General features: G+C 65.0%; 19 protein-coding genes. 9 read left to right on the forward strand and 10 right to left on the reverse strand.

Annotation, left to right across the window (positions count from 1 at the left end; all coding sequences use genetic code 11):
* Positions 1–13 precede the first annotated feature (13 nt).
* Complete coding sequence (locus ACEUCR_RS05460; RefSeq protein WP_408788631.1) at positions 14–1,567, forward strand: methyl-accepting chemotaxis protein; 1,554 nt, start codon at positions 14–16, stop codon at positions 1,565–1,567.
* A 112-nt stretch (positions 1,568–1,679) separates the two neighbouring features.
* Positions 1,680–2,030 carry an MGMT family protein gene (locus ACEUCR_RS05465; RefSeq protein WP_392443241.1) on the forward strand — a complete coding sequence of 117 codons (351 nt, stop codon included), beginning with the start codon at positions 1,680–1,682 and terminating at the stop codon, positions 2,028–2,030.
* Between the two features lie 8 nt (positions 2,031–2,038).
* Here the strand turns inward: ACEUCR_RS05465 and ACEUCR_RS05470 are convergent, their stop codons facing one another.
* Entirely contained in the window at positions 2,039–2,200 is a 162-nt protein-coding gene (locus ACEUCR_RS05470; RefSeq protein WP_167335482.1) for a hypothetical protein, read from the reverse strand.
* A 102-nt stretch (positions 2,201–2,302) separates the two neighbouring features.
* The gene (gene topA, locus ACEUCR_RS05475; protein ID WP_408788633.1) at positions 2,303–4,924 is read right to left on the reverse strand and encodes a type I DNA topoisomerase; all 2,622 of its coding nucleotides are present in this window, start codon (positions 4,922–4,924) and stop codon (positions 2,303–2,305) included.
* A gap of 362 nt (positions 4,925–5,286) precedes the next feature.
* Between topA and astB the strand changes: the two genes are divergently transcribed.
* Positions 5,287–6,624 carry an N-succinylarginine dihydrolase gene (gene astB / locus ACEUCR_RS05480; RefSeq protein WP_408746967.1) on the forward strand — a complete coding sequence of 446 codons (1,338 nt, stop codon included), beginning with the start codon at positions 5,287–5,289 and terminating at the stop codon, positions 6,622–6,624.
* 60 nt (positions 6,625–6,684) lie between these two features.
* Here astB and sohB read toward each other — a convergent pair whose 3' ends face one another.
* Complete coding sequence (gene sohB / locus ACEUCR_RS05485) at positions 6,685–7,692, reverse strand: protease SohB (protein WP_041999764.1); 1,008 nt, start codon at positions 7,690–7,692, stop codon at positions 6,685–6,687.
* 227 nt (positions 7,693–7,919) lie between these two features.
* Here sohB and ACEUCR_RS05490 point away from each other — a divergent pair, with 227 nt between their 5' ends.
* Complete coding sequence (locus ACEUCR_RS05490; protein ID WP_392443250.1) at positions 7,920–8,675, forward strand: YciK family oxidoreductase; 756 nt, start codon at positions 7,920–7,922, stop codon at positions 8,673–8,675.
* 88 nt (positions 8,676–8,763) lie between these two features.
* On the forward strand, positions 8,764–9,642 hold the full coding sequence (locus tag ACEUCR_RS05495) for a LysR family transcriptional regulator (RefSeq protein ID WP_111874879.1): 879 nt from the start codon (positions 8,764–8,766) through the stop codon (positions 9,640–9,642).
* Between the two features lie 81 nt (positions 9,643–9,723).
* Here ACEUCR_RS05495 and ACEUCR_RS05500 read toward each other — a convergent pair whose 3' ends face one another.
* Complete coding sequence (locus tag ACEUCR_RS05500; RefSeq protein WP_041999755.1) at positions 9,724–10,896, reverse strand: MFS transporter; 1,173 nt, start codon at positions 10,894–10,896, stop codon at positions 9,724–9,726.
* 245 nt (positions 10,897–11,141) lie between these two features.
* Between ACEUCR_RS05500 and ACEUCR_RS05505 the strand changes: the two genes are divergently transcribed.
* Both ACEUCR_RS05505 and ACEUCR_RS05510 read left to right on the forward strand, forming a co-directional pair.
* Positions 11,142–12,284, forward strand: a complete 1,143-nt coding sequence (locus tag ACEUCR_RS05505; RefSeq protein WP_408788636.1) for a MalY/PatB family protein — start codon at positions 11,142–11,144, stop codon at positions 12,282–12,284.
* Positions 12,285–12,325: 41 nt separating this feature from the next.
* Positions 12,326–13,723, forward strand: a complete 1,398-nt coding sequence (locus tag ACEUCR_RS05510) for a TAXI family TRAP transporter solute-binding subunit (protein WP_408788639.1) — start codon at positions 12,326–12,328, stop codon at positions 13,721–13,723.
* A 79-nt stretch (positions 13,724–13,802) separates the two neighbouring features.
* Here ACEUCR_RS05510 and ACEUCR_RS05515 read toward each other — a convergent pair whose 3' ends face one another.
* Entirely contained in the window at positions 13,803–14,741 is a 939-nt protein-coding gene (locus tag ACEUCR_RS05515; RefSeq protein ID WP_408788642.1) for a LysR family transcriptional regulator, read from the reverse strand.
* 149 nt (positions 14,742–14,890) lie between these two features.
* Between ACEUCR_RS05515 and ACEUCR_RS05520 the strand changes: the two genes are divergently transcribed.
* The gene (locus tag ACEUCR_RS05520; RefSeq protein WP_041999747.1) at positions 14,891–16,147 is read left to right on the forward strand and encodes an adenylosuccinate synthetase; all 1,257 of its coding nucleotides are present in this window, start codon (positions 14,891–14,893) and stop codon (positions 16,145–16,147) included.
* Positions 16,148–16,341: 194 nt separating this feature from the next.
* On the opposite strand, the gene ACEUCR_RS05525 is transcribed toward ACEUCR_RS05520, so the two are convergent.
* Both ACEUCR_RS05525 and ACEUCR_RS05530 read right to left on the reverse strand, forming a co-directional pair.
* Positions 16,342–17,244 (reverse strand): DMT family transporter, encoded by a 903-nt coding sequence (locus ACEUCR_RS05525; RefSeq protein ID WP_408788645.1) that lies wholly within the window; start codon positions 17,242–17,244, stop codon positions 16,342–16,344.
* Positions 17,245–17,430: 186 nt separating this feature from the next.
* Positions 17,431–17,943: a DUF2937 family protein gene (locus ACEUCR_RS05530; RefSeq protein WP_408788649.1), complete on the reverse strand. Its 513-nt coding sequence runs from the start codon at positions 17,941–17,943 to the stop codon at positions 17,431–17,433.
* A 157-nt stretch (positions 17,944–18,100) separates the two neighbouring features.
* Here ACEUCR_RS05530 and ACEUCR_RS05535 point away from each other — a divergent pair, with 157 nt between their 5' ends.
* Positions 18,101–18,814: a phosphatase PAP2 family protein gene (locus ACEUCR_RS05535; RefSeq protein ID WP_408788652.1), complete on the forward strand. Its 714-nt coding sequence runs from the start codon at positions 18,101–18,103 to the stop codon at positions 18,812–18,814.
* Positions 18,815–18,909: 95 nt separating this feature from the next.
* Here the strand turns inward: ACEUCR_RS05535 and araC are convergent, their stop codons facing one another.
* The 3 genes from araC to araG form a co-directional block, all read right to left on the reverse strand.
* The gene (gene araC, locus ACEUCR_RS05540) at positions 18,910–19,821 is read right to left on the reverse strand and encodes an arabinose operon transcriptional regulator AraC (RefSeq protein ID WP_408912488.1); all 912 of its coding nucleotides are present in this window, start codon (positions 19,819–19,821) and stop codon (positions 18,910–18,912) included.
* A gap of 122 nt (positions 19,822–19,943) precedes the next feature.
* Positions 19,944–20,945 (reverse strand): L-arabinose ABC transporter permease AraH, encoded by a 1,002-nt coding sequence (gene araH / locus ACEUCR_RS05545; RefSeq protein ID WP_408788654.1) that lies wholly within the window; start codon positions 20,943–20,945, stop codon positions 19,944–19,946.
* A gap of 48 nt (positions 20,946–20,993) precedes the next feature.
* Positions 20,994–22,490, reverse strand: coding sequence for an L-arabinose ABC transporter ATP-binding protein AraG (gene araG / locus ACEUCR_RS05550; RefSeq protein ID WP_408788656.1), 1,497 nt, complete (start codon positions 22,488–22,490; stop codon positions 20,994–20,996).
* Positions 22,491–22,540 lie beyond the last annotated feature (50 nt).

Raw genomic sequence — 22,540 nt, forward strand, 5'->3', positions numbered from 1 at the left:
AAGGAGTTCACCCATGTCCCACCCGCAGATCCCCCAGCATGATCAGGAGGTGCTCTTCCCCGCCTCGGTCCAGCTCGTCTCCATCACGGACCTGAGTGGGGTGATCACCTACGCCAATCGCCATTTCTGCGAGGTGGCCGGGTATGGGCGCGACGAGCTCGTCGGACAGCATCACAACCTGGTGCGCCACCCCGACATGCCCAAGGCCGCCTTCGCCGATCTGTGGCGACAGCTCAAGGATGGCAAGCCGTGGCGCGGCGTGGTCAAGAACCGCTGCAAGGATGGCCGCTACTACTGGGTCGATGCCTATGTCACCCCCCTCTACCGGGACGGCAAGATCAGCGGCTACCAGTCGGTGCGCTGCAAGCCCACCCCGGCGCTGATCCAGCGGGCCAGCACCATCTACCGGACCCTGCGCCAGGCCGAGCAAGGCCAGGGATCGGCCCTTCCCGCCTTCACCACCCTGCGTCCCTGGCTCGCCGTGGCGGGGCTCGCCGCCCTGCTGGCCCTCGCCTGGCAGCTGGCCGGAGCCAAGGCCGCCCTGCTGATGCCCCTACCCCTGCTGCTGCTTGGCCTGCTCTACCGGGACGAGCTCATCGGCACTCGCCACTACCTGCAACGGCTGCACCAGGACTACGACAGCCTGACCCGCCAGGTCTACTCGGGCAGCGGGGCGGCGGCCATCGCCGATTTTCACCTCAAGATGGGCGAGGCGCGGCTCACCACTGTGCTTGGTCGGGTCAGTGATGCCACCGACCCCCTGCAACGGCTGGCCGGCGAGCTCAAGCTCGCCTCGAACCAGGCCTGCACCGCCATCGGCGAACAGGATGCCCAGACCCAGCAGATGGCGACGGCCATGACCCAGATGGCCAGCACGGCCCAGGAGATAGCCCGCAACATCCAGGAGTCCCATGGTCAGGTCGATGAAGTGCGCAGCCGCTGCCTGCAGACCGATGATCAGCTGACCCAGACCGAACGCCAGATCACCGCCCTCACCGGCCAGGCCGAGCAGGCCTATCAGACCGCGGTCAGCCTGGCCGAGGAGTCGGCGCGCATCGGCACCCTGATGAGCGAGATCCAGGGGATCGCCGATCAGACCAACCTGCTGGCCCTCAACGCCGCCATCGAGGCGGCCCGGGCCGGCGAGCAGGGCCGCGGCTTCGCCGTGGTGGCCGACGAGGTGCGCACCCTCTCCACCCGCACCCACAAGGCGACCGAGCAGATCCAGGGCAGCATAGGCCAGATCCAGCAGACCCTGAGCCAGTGGCAGACCATGATGCAGAGCAACCTGCACCAGACCCAGAGCTGCGCCGAGCTAACCCGCCAGGGTTCCTGCAGCCTGCAGCAGGTGCTCGCCCAGATGGATCAGGTCAGCGCCTACGGCGCCCAGATTGCCGCCGCCGCCGAGCAGCAGCAGGCCGGGGTGGAGGAGATGGGACGCAACATCCAGGCCATCTCGGCCCACTCGCAGCACAACAGCCACAAGATGCGCGAGGTCGATACCGTGAGTCAGGCCCTGTTCAACCAGGCCAGCCAGCTCAAGGGGCTGAGCCAGACCTTCGGCTGAATCTGCCCGCCCGCAGCAAGGGCGCTGTCGAGACAGCGCCTTTTTCGAACTTGCCCGCCCAACGACAAAGGCGCCACAATGGCGCTTTTGTCGTGACGGGATAGCAACAGCCATGAGGGAAACGCAAACCGGACAGAACAAGCAGGCCAGGATAGAAGCCATCCTGGCGCTGATACCAGAGGGCAAGGTGGTCAGCTATGGCCAGGTGGCGGATCTCGCCGGCCTGCCGGGCCGCGCCCGTCTGGTGGGCAAGGTGCTGCGCGAGACTGACAAGGTGCTGCCCTGGCACAGGGTGCTGGGGGCCGGTGGAAAGATCTCTCTGCCAAGGGGCTCAACGGGGTTTGATGAGCAGACGGGGCGCCTGCAACAGGAGGGGGTGCCGGTGATCAAGGGGCGGGTCAGGATGCAGGAGTGGCAGTGGCAGCCCGACCTGGCCGAGCTGCTGTTTCTGCTTCCCTTCTAGCCGAGGTGCTAGCCGAGGGAGAGGATCTCGTCGCTGCGCACCTGCACCGGGATGGTTTCCGCTTCGCGCTGGAGCAACACCAGCTGGTTCTGTCTGTCGACCTCCAGCACATAGGCGAGGCCCTCCCGGGTCTGGCAACTCATGCCAGGCCGGATCTCGCTGATATCCATAATCGACTCCTTGTCTTGCCTGCCGCTACCTTGCAGCGTTTGCAGTATATCCTCCGGCCATGAAAAAGGCCCTGCATTTGCAGGGCCCTGGTTACCTCGGGTTCACGCCTTCTTGGCCTTGGCCAGGCTCTCCTGCCACTTGCCATTGTCGTAATGGGCCGTCCAGCCTGTGGCCTTGCCGTTCACCTCCGTCATCACGTACTGCTCCTTGGTCTTGCGACTGAAGCGAACGATGGCGGCGTTTCCGTCAGGATCTGACGCCGGGGCGTCGGCCAGGTACTGGTGCTTGGGCGAGAGCCGCTCCTTGAAACGCTTGAGCTCCTCCACCAGAGGCGCACGGGTCTCCCGGGATTTGGGGAAGTTGCTGGCGGCCAGGAAGAGACCGGCGGCGCCATCCCGCAGCACGAAGTGGGCATCGGACTGGGTGCACTTGAGCTCGGGCAGGGGCACGGGATCTTCTTTCGGCGGCGCTATGTCGCCGTTTTTCAGGATCTTTCGGGTGTTCTTGCAGCTCTCGTTGGTGCAACCCATGTACTTGCCGAAGCGGCCGTTCTTGAGCTGCATTTCGCTGCCACAGCGATCGCACTCTATGCTGGGGCCTTCGTAGCCCTTGAGCTTGAACTGGCCCTGCTCTATCTCGTACCCCTCGCAGTCCGGGTTGCGGCCACAGACGTGGAGCTTGCGGGTCTCGTCGATGATGTAGGCGTCCATGGCGGTGCCGCAGATGCCGCAGCGATGCTTGGCTCGCAGCGCCTCGGTTTCGGCCTCTTCCCCGTCGATGGCGGAGACGAATTCATCGGCCGACACCAGGTTGATGGTCTTCTTGCAGCGCTCTTTGGGCGGCAGGGCATAGCCGGAGCAGCCGAGGAAGACCCCAGTGGTGGCGGTGCGGATCCCCATCTTGCGGCCGCAATCGGGGCAGTCGATATCGGTCAGCACCATCTGGTTGGCGCGCATGCCCCCCTCTTCCGCCGGCTTGTCGGCCTGGGCCAGCTCGGCGGTGAATTCGGCGAAGAAGGCATCGAGCACCGCCTTCCACTCCTGTTCCCCCTGCGCCACCTCATCGAGCTTGTCCTCCATCTTGGCGGTGAACTCGTAGTTCATCAGCTCGACGAAGTTTTCCACCAGGCGGTCGGTCACTATCTCCCCCATCTTCTCGGCGAAGAAGCGGCGGCTCTCGACCCGCACATAACCACGATCGACGATGGTGGAGATGATGGAGGCATAGGTGGACGGACGGCCGATGCCGCGTTTTTCCAGCTCGCGCACCAGGGCCGCTTCGGTGAAGCGGGCGGGGGGCTTGGTGAAGTGCTGACGGGGATCCAGCTTGACCAGCTTGAGGGTCTCGCCGACGCTCACCGCCGGCAGCTGGCTGTCGTCCCCCTTGCGCCCCATGGGGGGCAGCGCCTTGGTCCAACCGGCGAAGCGCAGAATGCGGCCGCGGGCCTTGAGCTCGAACTCCCCCGCCTTGACGGTGAGGGTGGTGGCATCGTACTGGGCCGGGGTCATCTGGCAGGCGACAAACTGGCGCCAGATGAGGTCATAGAGCCGCAGGGCATCCTGCTCCATCCCTTCCAGATCGGCGGTGGTCAGGGTGACGTTGGAGGGGCGGATCGCCTCGTGCGCCTCCTGGGCCCCGGCCTTGGAGCCATAGAGGTTCGGCTCGCGCGGCAGATAGGGGGCGCCATACTGGGTGGCGATGTAATCACGCACCGCCTCGACCGCCTCCTTGCTGAGGTTGGTGGAGTCGGTACGCATATAGGTGATGTAGCCCGCCTCGTACAGACGCTGGGCCATCATCATGGTCTTCTTCACCCCGAAGCCCAGCCGGGTGGAGGCCGCCTGCTGCAGGGTGGAGGTGATGAAGGGGGCGGACGGCTTGGAGCCGGTCGGCTTGTCTTCCCGGCTGACGACCCGATAGTCGACCCCGTCGAGGGCCGCCAGGGCCGCGTCGGTTTCTGCCTTGGTGACCGGCTTGAACTCGGCGCCATTGCGGCTGAGCACTTCCATGCGCAGGGACTCGTCCCCTGCCGTCATCAGATCCGCGTGCAGATCCCAGAACTCCACCGGCACGAACGCCTTGATCTCGCGCTCCTTGTCGACGATGAGGCGCACGGCCACGGATTGCACCCGGCCGGCGGAGAGACCGCGGGCCAGCTTCTTCCAGAGCAGCGGAGAGACCATGTAGCCCACCACCCGGTCGAGGAAACGACGGGCCTGCTGGGCATTGACCCTGTGCATGTTCAGCTCGGAGGGCTGGGAGAAGGCCTCCTGGATGGCGCTCTTGGTGATCTCGTTGAACACCACCCGCTTGTAGCGGCTGTCGTCACCGCCGATGATCTCCCGCAGGTGCCAGGCGATCGCCTCTCCTTCTCTATCCAAGTCGGTTGCGAGATAGATGGTGTCGGCCTTCTCGGCCAGGCTTTGCAGCTCGCTGACCACTTTTTCCTTGCCGGGCAAAATCTGGTAGTTGGCCTGCCAGCCATTGGTGGGGTTGATGCCCATGCGGGCAAACAGGGCATTGCGATCCTTGGCTGCCTTCTCGGATTCGCTGAGCTTGATGCCGCGAATGACGGGTTTCTTGGGTTCGCTGCTGGCACTGCCGCTGGTCGGCAGGTCGCGGATATGACCGACGCTGGATTTCACCACGTAGTCTTTACCCAGGTATTTATTGATGGTCTTGGCCTTGGCCGGAGACTCTACGATGACCAGTGATTTGCCCATGCTGTAACTTGTATCCTCGTTGCACCCGTCGGGGTTGGTGTGCGGTTTTGTGGGGCTGTATAAGAGATTTGACGCCAAAAAGCAATCTTGGCGACAAGTTTGCTTGTGGTTTCCAACCGCATCGCTTCTTTATTTATTAATGCGAAGCACAGGGGATGGACGCAACCGCTTTTTCATTTTTATGCCGCTCAGCCCCGTTTTTTATATCCGAAACGACATAACAAACCGCCCTCGCAACATAACAAAGCACTTTCGTTATCAGCTTGTTACAAAAGACAAAATCTCTTTATAATGGCCACATGCCGCAGCTTTGTGCGCGGAAGGAACCGCAACCCATATAAAAATCGAAAGGATGTACTCTGATGAAGCACTTCGAGGTTAACTTCGACGGCCTGGTCGGCCCCACTCACAACTATGCCGGCCTCTCCTATGGCAACGTGGCGTCCCAGAGCAACGCATCGGCGGCCTCCAATCCGAAGGAAGCGGCCAAGCAGGGGCTGCGCAAGATGAAGGCGCTGACGGATCTCGGCATGACCCAGGGGGTGCTGGCGCCCCAGGAGCGGCCCGATCTCGCCACCCTGCGCCGCCTGGGCTTCACCGGATCGGACGCCAGGGTGCTGGAGCAGGCCGCGAGACAGGCCCCCGCCGTGCTGGCCGCCTGCTATTCCGCCTCCAGCATGTGGACCGCCAACGCCGCCACCGTCTCCCCCAGTGCCGATACCCAGGATGGTCGCATCCACTTCACCCCGGCCAACCTGACCAACAAGTTTCACCGCTCCCTCGAACCCGAGGTGACCGGCCGCATCCTGCGCGCCGTCTTCCCGGGGGATCGCCACTTCTGCCACCACAGCCATCTGCCGGACAACGATCACTTCGGTGACGAAGGCGCCGCCAACCACACCCGGCTGTGCCGCGCCTATGGCGAGGCCGGGGTCGAGCTGTTCGTCTATGGCCGCAGTGCCTTCGACGTCTCCCAGCCCGCCCCCAAACGCTACCCGGCCCGTCAGACCCTGGAAGCGAGCCAGGCCATCGCCCGTCTCCATGGCCTGGGGGAAGAGAGCGCCGTCTTCATCCAGCAGAATCCGGACGTGATCGATCAGGGGGTGTTCCACAACGACGTGATCGCGGTGGGCAACCAGAACGTGCTCTTCTTCCACCAGCAGGCCTTCCTCAATACCGAAGCGGCGCTGGCCGAGGTGCGCACCAAGTTTGGCGAAGGGGAGCTGCATTTCATCGAGGTGCCGACCCATGAGGTGTCGGTGCAAGATGCGGTGAAATCCTATCTGTTCAACACCCAGATCCTGACCCTGCCCTCCGGCGAGATGGCCATCATCGCCCCCACCGAATGCCGTGACAACCCTGCGGTATCGGCCTACCTGGCTAGGCTGGTGACCCTGGGCACCCCCATCAAGGGCGTGCATTACATGGACGTGAAGCAGAGCATGCGCAATGGCGGCGGCCCCGCCTGTCTGCGGCTGCGGGTCGCCATGAACGACAGTGAGCTGGCGGCCGTCAACCCGGCCTGCCTCATCAATGACGGCCAGTTCGCCCGCCTCGACGCCTGGGTCGACAAACACTATCGCGACAGCCTGGCCCTGGACGACCTGCGCGATCCCGCCCTGGTGCAGGAGTCCCGCACCGCCCTGGACGAGCTGACCCAGATCCTCAAGCTGGGATCCGTCTACCCCTTCCAGCGCTGAGCCAAGCCCAGCCAGAAACGACAAGGCCGGACTCATGTCCGGCCTTGTGCATGGGGCGCCTCAGCGCCAGGGGCTCTGCTGCCAGAGCCGCTCCAGCCCCTGTAGCAGCCCCTGGGCCCCCTGCTGACCCAGCTTCTGGGTCAGCGACTTGGGCTTTTGGAAGCACAACCCCACCACCCGGCGCTCCTCGGCGCGGCGCAGCAGATAGTCATCGCTGGTGCAGAGCTCGTCCACCAGCCCCAGCTCCTTGGCCTGACCGGCGAGCCAGTGCTCCCCCGTGGTGACCTTGTCGATGTCCAGGGCCGGGCGATGGGCGGCCACGAAGTCCTTGAACTGCTCGTGGATGGCCCCCAGCTCCTCGCGAAACTTCTCCCGGCCCGACTCGTCATTCTCGCCGAACATGGTGATGGTGCGCTTGTACTGGCCCGCCGTGTGCATCTCGAACTCGATATCGTGCTTCTTGAGCAGCTTGTGGAAGTTCGGCAGCTGGGCGATCACCCCGATGGAGCCGACGATGGCGAAGGGGGCAGCCAGGATGCGATCCGCCACGCAGGCCATCATGTAGCCGCCACTCGCCGCCACCTTGTCGATGGCCACCGTCAGGGTGATCTGGCGATCCCGCAGACGCTGCAACTGGGACGCCGCCAGGCCATAGCCATGGACCACACCGCCACCGGACTCGAGCCGCAGCAGCACCTCGTCCCCCGGCTGGGCCACCCCGATCACCGCGCTCACCTCCTCGCGCAGGGAGGCCACCTCCCTGGCATCCATGCTGCCATGAAAGTCCATGACGAACAGGCGGCGCCGCTCATCCCCCTGCTTGCTGCGCTGCTTGTTGCGCTCCTTCTGCTGCTTCTCCAGCTGCTTGCGCTCCTGCTTGCCGGCCAGGGATTCCTGCAGCCGGGTGCGGGTCTGCTCCAGCTCGGCGGAGAGATCGCTTATCACCAGCTCTCCCTTGCGGGACTTGGGGTGACGGCTGCTGACCAGCATCAGGATCAGGGCGCCGAAGGCGAGCACCAGGGTGAGGGTCTTGGCCAGAAACAGGCCGTATTCGCTCAGAAATGCCACTGAAGACTCCGTTGAGAGTGAAAATTTTTCCCATTCTAGGGAGTTTGTTTCGGGGGCGCAAAGCCTCTGGCATCAAAGCCCACCCGGGGCAGATATGCGGCAAGCGCCTCGTTTCCTTCACATTTTTATCCGGCCGCGCTGGTCAAACGGCCGGGGGCCTCAGTACACTTGCCCCAACACGCCGGGGCAGGACCCTGGCCAATTCCATGAAATTCACAGGAGTCGTCATGCTCGATTATCAGGCCCCCGCCACCTTGCTCAGCAACAAAGTCATTCTGGTGACGGGGGCAGGTGACGGCATAGGCCGTGAAGCGGCGCTCACCTTCGCCGCCCACGGCGCCACCGTCATACTGCTGGGCCGCACCGTGGCCAAGCTGGAAGCCGTCTACGACCAGATCGAGGCCGCTGGCCACCCCCTGCCCGCCATCGCCCCGGTCGACCTGAAAGGGGCCACCGCCAGCCACTATCGCGGCATGGCCGAGACCTTCGCCGAACAGTTCGGCCGCCTCGACGGCGTCCTGTTCAACGCCGGCCTGCTGGGTTCCCTGTCGCCGTTCGAGCACATCCAGGAGAAGGAGTGGGACGAGGTGATGCAGGTCAACGTCAAGTCCGAATTCCTGCTGACCCAGGCGCTCTTGCCCCTCATCCGCCAGACCGCCAAGGCCCATGGCGAGGCCTCCATCCTCTACACCTCGTCGAGCGTGGGCCGCAAGGGGCGCGCCTACTGGGGCAGCTACGCCATCTCCAAGTTCGCGGTGGAGGGCATGATGGAGGTGCTGGCCGACGAGCTGGACAACACAGGGGTGCGGGTCAACAGCATCAATCCGGGCGGCACCCGCACCAAGATGCGCGCCAGCGCCTTCCCGGCCGAAGACCCCATGGCCCTGAAGACACCGGCGGATCTCATGCCCCTCTATCTCTACCTGATGGGGTCTGACAGCCGGGGCAAGACGGGCCAGACCTTCGTCGCCCAGCCCAGATAATCATAAAAAAACGGCTCGCGGCGGCCAGGACCATTAGAGTTATTGGAGTCCATTCACGCGAGCCCGGTGCCGAGCCAGCAGGTGAGTCATGTTTCGTCCCAAGAGTACCTTCGAGCAGTGGCGTATCTTTCAGGCGGTGGTCGACTGCGGCGGTTATGCCCAGGCGGCCGAGGCCCTGAACAAGAGCCAGTCCTCCCTCAACCATGCGGTGGCCAAGCTGCAGCAGAGTCTGGGGGTGGCACTGCTGGAGGTCCGTGGCCGCAAGGCGGTGCTGACCCCGGCCGGGGAGGCCTTCCTCAAGCGGGCCCGCCAGCTCAGCCAGCAGGTGGAGGAGCTCGAGAACCTGGCCGACAACCTGGAGCGCCAGTGGGAACCCCAGATCAACCTCTATGTCTCGGCGCTGCAACCCAGGACGCGGCTCTATCGCGCCCTGGCCCGCTTTCACCCCCGCAGCCGGGGCTGCCGCATCAATCTCCATGAGCGGATCCACTGCCACTTCAACGCGCTGCAACCGGGGGATCTGATGATCTCGGAACACCTGCCCGGGGATCGTACCGGCCTGCCCCTTGACGAGGTGAGCCTGCTGCCCCTGTGCGCCCCGAGCCACCCCCTGGCGGGGGCCCAGGCCCCCCTCTCCCTGGAGCGGCTGACCTCCCATAACCAGATTGGCCTGCATCCCCCCATCCACCGCTCGGTGGACTGGCACGATGCCGAGGACACCGGCTGGAAGGTGACCCATTACCAGGAGGTGATCGCCCTGCTGCAACAGGGGCTTGGCTACGGCTGGCTGCCGCGCCACCTGGCCAGCACGGCCCTGGCTGACGGCAGCCTGGTGCCCCTGACCCTGGAGGGGGGCAGCGAGCGCCACCTCTATACCTATCTGCTCACCCAGAGCCCGGACGCCCTGGGCCCGGCCAGCGAGCTGCTGCTGCGCTGCCTGCGGGACGAATACCAGGGCCGAAGCTAGCCCCCTGCCCACGCCCCTCTTCTTTTTCCATGACAAAAGACCCGCACCAGGCGGGTCTTTGCCTATGGCTCAAGGGGCGCCTCAGACGTTTGGCACCCGCCAGCAGGCGGCCAGGGCCAGCATGGCCAGGGTCAGGGCGACCAGGAAGACACCGTGAAAACTCCACAGCTCGGCGACGATACCGGCGATGGCCCCCGCCAGGATGGAGCCGGTGCGAATGCTGTTGGCGAACAGGGTGGTGGCGACCCCGGCGCGCCCCGGCATCAGGTCCTGAAAATAGGACATGCCGATGCCGGCGATGATGCCGATGAAGATGGCATTGAGCAGTTGCAGCGCGATGAGCGCCTGCTGGCTCGTCAGGGTCACCAGCCCGGCGTAGAAGCCGACCCCGGCCAGCACCGCCAGCAACATCATGGGTCGCTTGCCAAAGCGGCGGGTGTAGTAGCCCGCCAGCAGCATGAAGGGGATCTCGAGCGCCGCCGCCGTGCCCATCAGCACCCCGGCCAGGGTCTCATTCAATCCCAGCTCCCGGGTGACATAGAGCGGCATATTGATGAGGTACATGCTGTTGCAGGTCCACATCAGGGTGGAGGCGATGAAGAGCCCCCGCACGGCAGGGTCACGCCAGCTGCTGACCCTGGGCTGGTTCTCGTCCCTGGCCGGCAGCGGCAGGGAGGGCAGCCAGCGCCACACCACCAGGGCGCAGACCAGATAGGCGAAGGCGGACGCCAGGTACATGGCCTCGAAGCCGTAGCCGATGGCCAGGGCGAAGGCCATGGGAGGCCCCACCACCCAGGCCAGGGAGAACTGGGCCCGCATCACGGAGCTGAACATGTCGGCCCGCTTCTGCTGGCTGTCGGCATGCTCCCGGGCCAGGGCGAACAGCTGGGGGCTGGCGGTGGCCGCCAGACTCGCCAGCAAGACCCCCAGGCTCACCAGCAGCCAGTAGTTGCGGTTCCAGGCGAACAGCAGGGAGAGCACTATGCCCGCCGCGCAGCAGCGCAGGATCAGGCGTTTGCGATCGCCACTGTGGTCGGATCTGTGACCGAGCCACTGGCTGATGAGGATCCCCACCAGGGCGTTGACGGTATAGAAGAGGCCGACCAGGAAGGGGCGCACCTGCACCTCCTCGGCCAGAAACAGGCTCAAGGTGGGTACCTGCAAGGCCACCGCCACCCCGGTCATGAAGGTGACCGCCAGGAAGGACAGTGAGACGGGATCCGGACGCTTGATGACGGCGGTGAGGGATTTCATAGGGTTATCACCAGACTGGAGGAAGGGATGCGCCGGGAGGCGCAGGGACGATGGTCATCTTATGACACCATCTCGAACCAGCTCAAGGCTTGCGACGGCTCCGCCGACACCGTACATTGAAAGCCCAGATTGCCCCATGATGGCAGCAACCACCAAGATGGCCGGCCGACCGCCCTTGCCCGAGGGACGGGCAGCAGACACCAGCCCGTGGCACCCGGCTTGTCTGGCCAGTAAAAGGATTGAATATGTTTGATTTTGACAGGGAAATTGATCGCAGCGGCACCATGAGCCTGAAGTGGGACAAGTACAAGGAGCAGGACGTCCTGCCCATGTGGGTGGCCGACACCGACTTCGTTTCCCCCCCGGCCGTCATCGAGGCCCTGACCGAGCGGGTCGCCCACGGCGTCTTTGGTTACTCACGCCCCTCCCCCCGTCTCATCGAACTCATCGTTGCCCGCATGAAGGAGCGCTATGGCTGGCAGATAGAGGCCCAGTGGCTGGTGTTCCTGCCCGGCGTGGTGCCCGGTCTGAACCTCGCCTGCAAGGCCTGGAGCCAGCATGGCCGCGGCATCATTACCCCCAAGCCGGTCTACTACCCCTTCCTGCAGGCGCCGGGCTTCAATGACAGGCCCCTGCTCACCGTGCCCATGGTGGAGCAGGATGCGCGCTGGGTCCTGGACATAGCGGAGCTGGAGCGTCAGGCCCCCTCGGCGGATCTGCTGCTGCTGTGCAACCCCCACAACCCGGGCGGCACCATCTTCACCCGGGAGGAGCTGGAAGCCATCGACGCCATCGCCGAGCGCCACAACCTGGTGATCTGCTCCGACGAGATCCACTGCGATCTGCTGCTGGACCAAGGCGCCCGCCACATCCCCTACGGTGCCCTGAGCCCGGCAGCCGCCGAGCGCTCTGTCGTCATGATGGCACCGAGCAAGACCTTCAACATCGCCGGTCTGTGCTGCTCCTTCGCCGTGGTGGCCAATCCCAGGCTGCGCCTCAAGCTGCAACAGGCGATGCGCGGCATCAGCGCCGACGTCAACCTGCTGGGCTATGTGGCGGCCGAGGCGGCCTACGAGGGGGGCGATGCCTGGCTGGCGGCGCAGCTCGACTACCTGCGCGGCAACCTGGCCCTGATCGAGGCGGCCGTCGCCCGCTGGCCCGGGGTCACGCTGGCGCGCAACCAGGCCACCTATCTCGCCTGGATCGATGTCGCGGGCCTGACACTGGAAGACCCCATCGCCTTCTTCGAACAGGCCGGCGTCGGCCTCTCCCCGGGCGCCCAGTTCGGAGATGCGCAGTTCGTGCGCCTCAACTTCGGTTGCACCCGGGCGCGCCTGACCGAGGCCCTGGCTCGCATGGAGCGGGCCATCATGGCCCGGCTCAAATAAGCCATATGGGTCTCCCATCCCTGCTGACTGACTGGTTTCCTATGCGCCCACGAATACCTGCCCTGCTCGCCCCCCTGTTTGCCCTGCTCTGCTGGGGGACGAGCGCCCACGCCAGCGATTACCTCACCATCAGCACGGGGACGCTCACCGGCGTCTACTACCCGGTCGGTGGCGCCCTCTGCCGCCTGCTCAACGAACAGAGCGGGCCAGAGGGCCTGCGCTGCAGCGTGCGGAGCACCAAGGGATCCCTTGCCAACTTGCAGGATCTGCAAGAGGGCAAGAGCCAGCTCGCCCTGGTGCAATCCGATGTGCTCCACCACGCCGTCCATGGCACCGGCCCCTTCGCGGACCAGGGTCCCAACAGGGCGCTGCGCTCCCTCTATCGGCTCCATCACGAATCGGTGGCCCTGCTGGTCGGTGAACAGAGCCGGATCGGCAGCCTGGGGGATCTGCCGGGAAAACGGGTCGATCTTGGCAGCGTCAACGGCGGGGACAGGGTCACCATCATGGCGCTTGTCGAGGCCATGGGCTGGCAGGCCAAGGATTTTGCCCCCACCGCCGGGCTGGGGGCCGATCGGCTGCAAGGCCTGTGTGATGGCAGCCTGGACGCCGCCTTCGTGGTCGCGGGTCAACCCAATCAGGTGATTTCGGATCTGACCGGGCGCTGCAAGGCCCGTCTGCTCCCCATCGATGATGCCAGGATAACCGGGCTCATCGAGGGGTCGACCTATTACGAGCGAGGACGCATTCCGGCCAACCTCTACCCGGGCCAGACCATGGCGATCCCCACCCTGGGGGTGCGCGCGGACCTGGTGACCCTGGATACCCTGCCGGTCGAGACGGTCCATCGCCTGCGCCGGGTGATGGATGAACACCTCAAGCAATTTACCCGCCTGCATCCGTCCCTCATCACCCTCACCCAGGAGACCATGACGGCGCCAAGCCCGGCGCCATCCCATGCCGCCATGCAAGATGACCCCAGGGCGCCCGAGCCGCTCCCGCCCACCCTGATGCCAGAGTCCCTGCAACCCGGCAGCGCCCCCTCGGAGGCGCAGCCCACCCAGACTGTCTCTGGGGCTGAGGCCACCGAGGCGAGCGCCGCGCCAGAGGGAGAGACGGCGTCTGCCCAGGCCCCTTCTGACGCAGCCGCCACCGGCTCGGCGGCCACCCTCGAGGACGAGACGGCGCCTGCCCAGACCCCCTCTGGCGCAGCCGCCACCGGCTCGGCGGCAACCCCAGAGGCCGAGGCGGCGCCTGCCCAGACCCCCTCTGACGCAGCCGCCACCGGCTCGGCGGCAACCCTCGAGGGCGAGACGGCGTCTGCCCAGGCCCCTTCTGACGCAGCCGCCACCGGCTCGGCGGCCACCCTCGAGGAGGAGGCGGCGCCTGCCCAGACCCCCTCTGACGCAGCCGCCACCGAGCCCGCGGCCACACCCTGACTTTTTTCATCCAGACAGACAGCATCAGGGCCACCTCGCGGTGGCCCTGATGTTTTTCGTACTCGGCCCCTTGACGCCGCTACTCGCCCTCCCCGCTCTCCTTGCGCGTCTCCGGCGCCGGGTCAAGGTAGGGATGGGGGCGCTGGATCTCCTCCTCCACCCAGTGCAGCAGCTGCTTGATGGCCCGGGACAGCACCTGGTTCTGGCGCACCACGTACCCCAGACTGGTGCCGGGAAAATCATGGAGCTCGGTGACCGGCGCCGTCAGCTTGAGCCTGGGGTGGAGCGAGAAGTCCGGCACTATGGCGACCCCGAACCCCGCCTCGGCCCAGTCGAGCTGGGCGTCCACGCTGCCCACCTCCATGATGCGGCAGCTCGGCAGGGCGAGCAGGGGCAAGGAGGGGTCGATCAGCGCCCGGGTGCGGGTGTCATGACCCAGCAGGATCAGGGTGGGCTCGTCGAGGGGATCGCTCTCCCCTGCCCTGGCCCGCGCCTGCCAGCGGGTAAGCCCCTGCCCCAGGGCGCACCAGGTCACCTGTTGCAATTCGGTATAGAACAGCGGCTCGCTGCGCTTTTGCGCCATCACGAAGCCGAGATCCGCCTTGCCCCCCTTCACCAGCTCGGCCGCCTGATCCGAGGTGGTGTTGAACAGGGTGAGATCGATGCCGGGGAAGGCCTGCTTGAAGCGCTGAAACGGCTGGATCAGCAGCAGGCGCGAGATGATGTCACTGGCGGCGATGGCAAGCTTGCCCTGACTGAACTGGCCGAGGGCATTGAGATCGGCCTGGCACAGTTGCAGCTCGTTGAGGGCGCGCTCGGCGCTTTGCAGCAAGCGCTCCCCGGCCTGGGTCAGCCGGAACGGACTGCGCTCCACCAGCTTGACCCGGGTCGCCTGCTCCAGGTTCTTGAGGTGCAGGCTGACGTTGGGCTGGGTCATGTGCAATTCGGTGGCGGTCTGGCCGAAGTGCTGCAGGCGGGCCAGGGTGACGAAGGTATTGAGCCAGTGAATATCCAGCATGGAGCACTCCGAAGCGGGCCACGGGGCGCGGCCGTCGATAATATCGCCGCAATTATATGGTTTTGTTATCAGAACAATAAAGATAATTAATTTTTCTAATCCGCATCGGCCTCCTAGGATGGATGCCTAACGTCTTAGGAGAAAGTCACATGTCGTCTATCGTAGTCGTAGGTGCTAACTGGGGTGATGAAGGCAAGGGCCGCATCGTCGATTATCTGGCAGGCCAGTCCGCCGCCAGCATCCGTTTTCAGGGCGGCAACAACGCCGGCCACACCGTCGTCAACGACCTGGGCACCTTCAAGCTGCACCAGCTGCCGAGCGGCGTCTTCAACCCCGACTGCCTGGTCGTGCTCGGCCCCGGCATGGTCATCAGCCCGGAGCCGCTGACCCGCGAGCTGGCCGAAGTGAAGGCCGCCGGCGTGAATCCCAAGCTCGCCATCTCCGACAGGGCCACCTTCTGCCTGCCGATCCACGCCCTGGAGGACACCCTGGAAGAGGTGCGTCTGGGCGATGGCGCCTACGGCTCCACCCGTCAGGGCATTGCCCCGGCTTACGGTGATCGGGTCATGAAAAAGGCGATCCTGGTCGGCTGGCTGAAACAGCCGGACGTGCTGGTGGAGCGCATCCAGTTCTTCCTCGACTGGAAACTGCCCCAGCTCAAGGCCCTCTACCCCAGCTTCGAGTTCAGCCAGACCGCCCAGGAGATGGCCGACTGGCTGCTGGAAGTGTCCGAGCCGTGGCGCGATGCCATCTGCAACGTCAGCGAACCCCTCAAGGCCATCCAGGCCAAGGGCGAGACCCTGCTGTTCGAAGCCCAGCTGGGCGCCGGCCGTGACCTCATCTACGGCGAGTACCCCTGGGTGACCTCCTCCCACGTCTCTGGCGCCTACGCCGGGATCGGTGGCGGCCTGCCGGCCCTGCGTCCCGAGCGCGTGATCGCCGTGGCCAAGGCGTTCAGCACCTCGGTCGGTACCGGTACCCTGATCACCGCCATGGAGAACCAGGAAGAGTTCCGCAAGTTCGCCAACGAGTTCGGCGCCACCACAGGCCGTCCCCGTGACATCGGCTACTTCGATGCCGTCGCCACCAAGCAGGGTCTGGAAATCCAGGCCGCCAACGAAGTGGCCCTGACCAAGCTGGACTGCCTCTCCGGCATGCCGGATCTCAAGATCTGCGTCGCCTACGAGGGTGCCCACACCGAAAACCCGATCTGGCCGCAGACCGCCGGTCTCAAGGCCGTCTACGAATCCATGGAAGCCTGGAGCGAAGACATCTCCGGCTGCCGCAAGTTCGAAGAGCTGCCCCTGGCCGCCCAGCGCTACGTGCTGCGCATCGAGGAGCTGATGGGCGTTCCCGTGCCCATGGTCTCCGTCGGCCCGGGCCGCGAGCAGATGATACTGCGCTGAGTCCATCGGCCGCGATGCGGCCAGCGACACCCGCAGCAGACACCGGCGCCCCAGGGCGCCGGTGTTTTTTGTATCTGCCTCTAAACCCCTGAGCTGGTTGGCACATTCCGCCAGCAAGATAAAAAAAGGGCCTGCAATCGCAGGCCCTTTTTCGTCTCTTCACTCTTTATATCGTAGCGGCACGGCGCCGGCGCTCAGACAGGCGCTCTCAGCTTGCGGCTTCGCAGCAACAAAGGCAGCTGGTAGAGCACCAGGGCCCCCAGCACCAGGCCGGCGCCAGCCAGCTTGGCGGGGCCCAGGGGCTCGCCGTAGAAGAGGGTGCTCAAGATAAGCGTCCAGACCGGTTCCAGCAGCATCAGCAGGGCGGCGTGGGCCGTGGTCATCTTGCTCAGGGCGTGGGTGAGCAGCCAGTAACGCAGGGTGGTGGCGATGAGCACGCTGGCGGCAAACCAGCCCCAGATGCCAGAGCTGATGTCGGCGGGCCACTGCTCGGTCAGCAGGGAGAGCAGGGTGCCGAGCAGGCCGGTCACCGCCAGCTGGATGCAGGTGAGCCAGGTGGGGGGAATGGACTGGGCGAAGTGGCGGTGCACCGCAAGCTGGACCCCCAGGGTGGCGGCCGCCGCCAGAAACCAGAACAGGGAGAGGGACACGCCTGTCTGTCCGGGGTGAGACTCACCCCAGTGGGTGCTGCTGGAGAGCAGCAGCAGGCCGGCCACGGCGACGGGCAGGGTCAGCCAGTAGTGGCGGCCGGGTCTGGCCTTGAAGGCGGCCCAGGCGGCGAGCGGCGCCATCAGGGTAGCCACGCTCATGATGAAGGCGCCGCTGCCCAGGGCATCGCTCTGGCTGATGGCGGTCACCCAGCACAGCAGGCTGGTCCCGAGCAGGGTGCCGCAGCCGACGGCGCGCAACAATTGTGCGCCGCTGGGGGGCGGCTCGCGCAGCCAGGCCAGCGGCAAGAGCAGCAGGGCGGCCAGCAGGAAGCGGCTGCCGATAAAGGCGGCGGGCGGCAGTTCGCCAATGGCCTCTTTCGAGAAGAGCCAGCCGGCGGCGGCCAGCAGGGTAACCAGTATCATCAGCAACAGGGGGGCGCGGTTCATCGGGACATCACGGGGTCAGGGCAAAGGCCAGAGCATAAAGGAAAGGCGCCCCCATTGTCTGCGCCGATGTTGGCCAGCCCCTGTTCCTGCCCGCTCGACCCAGCGGCACGGGATCCGAGCCAGGAGCCGAGGTTCCATCGAGAGATAGCCCCCTCAAGGGGGCAAGGAGAGCCACGGCCTGCCTGCTCAGCGCAGCTCGCCCCGTCGGCGCGGCGCGGCTCGAAACGGCCAGGCCAGCAGGGCCCAGAGCAGATCCCCGAGCAGGGCCCCCAGCACCCCGGCCAACAGGCCGCAGACGATGGCCTCCTGTTTGAGGGGGACCACATAGCCGTAGTGGGCCAGGGTGTCCCCGACCAGATCGCGATTGGCGCCGCCCAGCAGATGCAGCGCCTGACGATACCAGGGGGCGACGGCCAGGGCTTGCTCCTGACGGAGCATGCGTTGCTGCTCGATCAGCTGGCGAATGCCCTCTGCATCGCCGCGTACCACGGGATCCTGGCTCTGCTGATAGTGGCCCAGCAGGGCGCCAAGATCCCCGGCGAAGTGGCGCTCGGCGTTGGCCCGAAACGGGGAGAGGCTGAGCTCGGCCTGTTGCAGCCGGGCATCGATCCGCTGGAAGTAGAGGTCGAGCAGACCCGGGAGCTGTACGCCGGCCAGCAGGCCAAGGGCGAACAGCACCATTCTCAGATAGCTGCGCATGGGGATCCTTGTCGAATAAGGGGCGAGGCATACTAGATCGGAACCGGCTTCTGCGCCAAGGCGGCATGTAACATCTGGAAACAGTTGACGGGTTGTTTTTCCCGGAATGGGCACTAAGATCCGTCTCCTTATGAATCTTGGGAGAGAAGACGCGAACATGAACAGACAGGCTGGACTCTACGTGGCCCCGCTCCTGGGGGCCCTGATCGCCCTGAGCTGGTCTCTGCTGCCAGGGCACGGCGCCTGGGCCCACTGGGACATGGGGATCTTCTCTGGTTTCAATGCCCTGATCGCCGAGCCCGGTCCCTGGCGACTGATCCTGGCCATCATCAACCATCGCCTGTTCGATCTCGTCTCCCTCTCCTGCATGCTGGCCATGCTGCTGACGCTGTTTGTGCGCAGCGACGCTCAGGGGCGCGCCCGCTGGGTGGCCATCGCCCTGCTGATGGTGGTCACCGCCCTGCTGCTCAACCGCATCGGCCACCTGATCCCCATCGAGCGGGCGAGCCCGACCCTCTCCATGCCTGGGGCCCTGCGTCTGACCACCCTGATCGATTTCCCGACCAAGGACGCAGCCGGTGACAGCTTCCCCGGCGATCACGGCCTGATGCTGATGATCTTCGCCGCCTTCATGCTGCGCTTCGCACCGCGCTGGATGGGGGCGCTCGCCTGTCTCATTGTGGTGATCTTTACCCTGCCCCGCATCATGGTGGGGGCCTACTGGTTCACCGACATCTATATGGGATCCCTCTCCCTGTGTCTCATCTTGCTGCCCTGGCTGCTGCTGACGCCACTCTGCGAGCGGGCCATGTCCTGGCTGACCCCGCCGATGGCCAGCCTGCTCGGACGCATCGAGCACCAAACCAGCTGACAGCAAGGCCGGGCCCCACCCAGCATCGCCTGCCGGTGACAGGCCACTGACAGGCGCTCACCCTGCGGGGGGCGACTCGCTGGCAGGGACAGGGGTCACAGCGGGGTGGCGCACTTGCGGTACTCGCTGGGGCTGACCCCCACCCGCTTTCGAAATACCCGCGAGAAGTAGAGCTGATCGTCATAGCCCACCTGCTGGCCTATGGTGGAGACCGACAGCGGCGTGGTCTGCAGCAGCAGCTTGGCCCGCATGATGCGCTGATCCTCGCGCCAGCGCACTATGCTCACCCCCACCTGCTCGCGAAACAGGTGCGCGAGGCGCGAGGGGGACAAGAACACCTGCTCCGCCAGCGCTTCCACCGAGATCTCGGCCGAGAGGGACTCGCTCAGGATCTGGCACGCCTCGTGGACCCGGTGATCGATGGCGGGATAGGCATTCTGGGACGATGCCTCGTAGCAGCGGATGAGCAACCGCTCCAAGAGGTTCATGGCCAGTTGCTCCGACATGGGCCGCAGCTGCTTGTGGGTCTCCTCGATGTCGAGGAAGAGGGCGTCGAATTCGGCGAGCAGCTGGCTGTCCGCCAGTTGCAATCGCCCCACCTGCTCCGTCACCTGGGGCCACTTGAGCCAGTCAGCCCAATAGGCCCGCGGCCTGAAGTAGACCCAGCGGTGATACCACTCCCTGGCATCCGGCGCCCGGCCGTAATGGTGCACGGCCGCGGGCGGAAACAGCAGCAGGTCCCCTGGCTCCACGGTGAAGGCCTGATCCCCCTGAAAGATCCGTCCCTTGCCCCTGATGGTCAGGTTGACGATGAAGCCTTTCATCCCCAGGGGCCGGTCGATAATGAAGTCCAGCGCGCTCCCCTGCTCGATGGGGGTCATGCCCGAGACCAGGAAGACGTCGAAGGCGTAGCCCGGCAACAGGGGATTGAGTTGTTTCGGCTTCTCTTTTTGCATCGAGGACATGGCGGAAAACAGCGCTTGGGTAAAAAAATCGGCTTGGGCCATTGTAGAGATCCGGCGTTGGAACAACATATTTTCGCAAGCGGCCTGATGTGAATTTATTGAACTGGCTCACAGCTTGCCTGAAGGGGGCACCAGGCCAGCCTGGTGCCGGAGGGGGCAACCGCTCAGACGCGCGCCTTGCGCACCTGCTTGTAGCGGTCGAACAGCACGGCGGCGAGCAGGATGAGGCCGCGCACCACGTACTGGGCAAACGGGGAGATGTTGAGCAGGTTCATGGCATTCTCCATCAACCCCAAAATCAACACCCCGGCGATGATGTAGGAGATCTTGCCGATCCCCCCCTTCATGGAGACCCCACCCAGCACGCAGGCGGAGATCACCACCAGCTCGAAGCCGATGGAGGTCATGGGCTGACCCGAGGTCATGCGGGACGCGAGTATGATGCCGGCGAGGGAGGCAATGAGCCCTGTCATGGTGAAGATGATGATCTTGGTGCGCACCACGTTGACCCCGGCCAGACGCGCTGCCTCCTCGTTGCCTCCCATGGCCAGGGTGTTGCGACCGAAGCTGGTCTTGTTGAGCAGCAGACCGAACAGCACGAAGCAGAGCGCCGTCAGCCAGATGGGCGTCGGGATGCCGAGCAGGGCGGAGTTGCCGAGCTCGAAGAAGCCCTCCTCCACTATGCCCACCGCCTTGCCGTCGGAGATGATGTAGCCCACCCCGCGCGCCATCTGCATGGTGGCCAGGGTGGTGATGAGGGCGTTGATCTTGAATTTGGCCACGACGATGCCGTTGATGAGGCCAAACAGCACCCCCACCGACATGCCGGCCAGGATGCCGAGGGGGATGCTCTCGGTGGCGTTGATGCCCACCGCGCAGGCAACCCCGGAGCAGGCCACCACCGAGCCCACCGACATGTCGAACTCGCCGGAGGCGAGGCAGAACAGCATGCCGCAGGCCACCATGCCCGACATGGAAACGGCGAGCCCGAGCCCCCGCATGTTGATCAGGCTGGCGAAGTTGGGGACCAGCACGCAGGCCAGCAGGAACAGGATGGCGAAGATCACCAGCATGCCGTACTGATCCCAGATGCGGGTCAGTTGCAGGCGGGTACCGCTCGCCACGGTGTCGTTGGCGACTTGGCCGACCGAGGTCGTTGTTGTCATGGTATTTCTCCTGAAAATTCCGGGTGCTATCTCGTTGTGGTCAGCGGGTCAACGGGCCGGCATGGCCAGATTGAGCGCCTTGACCTCGTTGGCCTCGTCGTGGGAAAGCTCGCCGGCGATCTCCCCCTCCCGCATGACCAGGATCCGATCCGCGATGCCCAGCACCTCCGGCAGCTCGCTCGAGACCACCACTACGGCGATACCCACCTTGGCCAGATCGTAAATCACGTTGTAAATCTCGTTCTTTGCCCCGACGTCTATGCCCCGGGTCGGCTCGTCGAGCAGGATCACCTTCATGTCTTCCGACAGCCAGCGCCCCAGAATGGCCTTCTGCTGGTTGCCGCCGGAGAGGTTCATGATGGCCTGCTGGGGAGACGGGGTCTTGACCCGCATGTCGCGGATCCGCAGCCTCGCGTTCTCGTCTTCCCACTTCTGGTTGATCCAGAAGCCTCCCCACGCGTGGTGGCGGCGGGCGCTGATGTTGATGTTCTCCTGCACCGAATGGATGGGGATGATGCCGAGCGCCTTCCTGTCTTCGGTGCAGAGCATGATGCCGCTGCGAATGGCGTCGATGGGGCTCTGAATGACCACCTGTTTGCCAAACACCGATATCTCGCCCCCTCGAGGTGTCTCGGCGCCGAAGATAAGCTTCATCAGCTCGCTGCGCCCGGCCCCCACCAGCCCGAAGATACCGAGGATTTCCCCTCTCTTTACCTCGAGCGACACCGGCGCCTTGAGGCCGGGCCCCATCAGGTGCTCCACCTTGAGGCCCGCCTCGCCTAGCGGCCTTGGGTTGTAGCCATAGATGTCGGTCAGCTCGCGCCCCACCATGGTCTTGACCAGCAGATCCCGGTCCACCTCGGCCATGGAAGCGAAGGTGCGCACGAACTGGCCATCCTTGAACACCGTGATGGCATCGCACAGGGCGAAGATCTCGTCCATGCGGTGGGAGACATAGAGAATGACCTTGCCCTCGTCCCGCAGCTGGCGGATGACCCGAAACAGCTGCTCAATTTCGCGCGACGACAGGCTGCTGGTCGGCTCGTCGAAGGCGATGACGCTGGCGTCCCGGGTCAGGGCCTTGGCGATCTCCACCATCTGCCATTGCCCCAGCGACAGGTACTTGAGCGGCGTCTCCGGCGACACATCCATGCCGAGGCGCGCCAGCTGCCTGGCCGCATCCTGATAGAGCTTCTCCCGATCGATGACGCCACGCCGGGTCGGCAGCTGGCCGAGGTAGATGTTCTCCGCCACGCTCATCTCGGGCACCAGATGCAGCTCCTGATAGATGATGGCGATCCCGCTCTCCAGGGCGTCGACCGTGTCTTGGAACACCTTCTCCTGGCCCGCCAGCTTCACCACCCCGCGGGTGGGCGCCTGAAAACCGCTCAGGATCTTGAGCAGGGTGGACTTGCCGGCCCCGTTCTCTCCCATCAGCGCGTGTACCGTGCCCTGCTGGCAGGCGAAGGAGACGTTCTGCAGCGCCTTGACGCCGGGAAACTCCTTGCTGATGCCGCAAAACTCCAGATATGGAACTTGATTCATGAGATGACTCCAGCCAGCCGGCACGGCGCACTCCGCCATGCCGGCATGGG

The organism is Aeromonas bivalvium (assembly GCF_046078285.1).
Classification (GTDB): domain Bacteria; phylum Pseudomonadota; class Gammaproteobacteria; order Enterobacterales; family Aeromonadaceae; genus Aeromonas; species Aeromonas bivalvium.

Excerpts from the sequence above, each read along its gene's own strand:
- ACEUCR_RS05470 (WP_167335482.1), bottom strand. The coding sequence starts at position 2,200 with ATGGATATCAGCGAGATCCGGCCTGGCATGAGTTGCCAGACCCGGGAG.
- ACEUCR_RS05510 (WP_408788639.1), top strand. The coding sequence starts at position 12,326 with ATGCGCCCACGAATACCTGCCCTGCTCGCCCCCCTGTTTGCCCTGCTC.
- ACEUCR_RS05500 (WP_041999755.1), bottom strand. The coding sequence starts at position 10,896 with ATGAAATCCCTCACCGCCGTCATCAAGCGTCCGGATCCCGTCTCACTG.
- ACEUCR_RS05525 (WP_408788645.1), bottom strand. The coding sequence starts at position 17,244 with ATGAACCGCGCCCCCCTGTTGCTGATGATACTGGTTACCCTGCTGGCC.
- ACEUCR_RS05530 (WP_408788649.1), bottom strand. The coding sequence starts at position 17,943 with ATGCGCAGCTATCTGAGAATGGTGCTGTTCGCCCTTGGCCTGCTGGCC.
- araH (WP_408788654.1), bottom strand. The coding sequence starts at position 20,945 with ATGACAACAACGACCTCGGTCGGCCAAGTCGCCAACGACACCGTGGCG.
- ACEUCR_RS05495 (WP_111874879.1), top strand. The coding sequence starts at position 8,764 with ATGTTTCGTCCCAAGAGTACCTTCGAGCAGTGGCGTATCTTTCAGGCG.
- ACEUCR_RS05490 (WP_392443250.1), top strand. The coding sequence starts at position 7,920 with ATGCTCGATTATCAGGCCCCCGCCACCTTGCTCAGCAACAAAGTCATT.
- ACEUCR_RS05535 (WP_408788652.1), top strand. The coding sequence starts at position 18,101 with ATGAACAGACAGGCTGGACTCTACGTGGCCCCGCTCCTGGGGGCCCTG.
- araG (WP_408788656.1), bottom strand. The coding sequence starts at position 22,490 with ATGAATCAAGTTCCATATCTGGAGTTTTGCGGCATCAGCAAGGAGTTT.
- ACEUCR_RS05520 (WP_041999747.1), top strand. The coding sequence starts at position 14,891 with ATGTCGTCTATCGTAGTCGTAGGTGCTAACTGGGGTGATGAAGGCAAG.
- ACEUCR_RS05465 (WP_392443241.1), top strand. The coding sequence starts at position 1,680 with ATGAGGGAAACGCAAACCGGACAGAACAAGCAGGCCAGGATAGAAGCC.
- araC (WP_408912488.1), bottom strand. The coding sequence starts at position 19,821 with ATGGCCCAAGCCGATTTTTTTACCCAAGCGCTGTTTTCCGCCATGTCC.
- ACEUCR_RS05460 (WP_408788631.1), top strand. The coding sequence starts at position 14 with ATGTCCCACCCGCAGATCCCCCAGCATGATCAGGAGGTGCTCTTCCCC.
- topA (WP_408788633.1), bottom strand. The coding sequence starts at position 4,924 with ATGGGCAAATCACTGGTCATCGTAGAGTCTCCGGCCAAGGCCAAGACC.
- ACEUCR_RS05505 (WP_408788636.1), top strand. The coding sequence starts at position 11,142 with ATGTTTGATTTTGACAGGGAAATTGATCGCAGCGGCACCATGAGCCTG.
- astB (WP_408746967.1), top strand. The coding sequence starts at position 5,287 with ATGAAGCACTTCGAGGTTAACTTCGACGGCCTGGTCGGCCCCACTCAC.
- ACEUCR_RS05515 (WP_408788642.1), bottom strand. The coding sequence starts at position 14,741 with ATGCTGGATATTCACTGGCTCAATACCTTCGTCACCCTGGCCCGCCTG.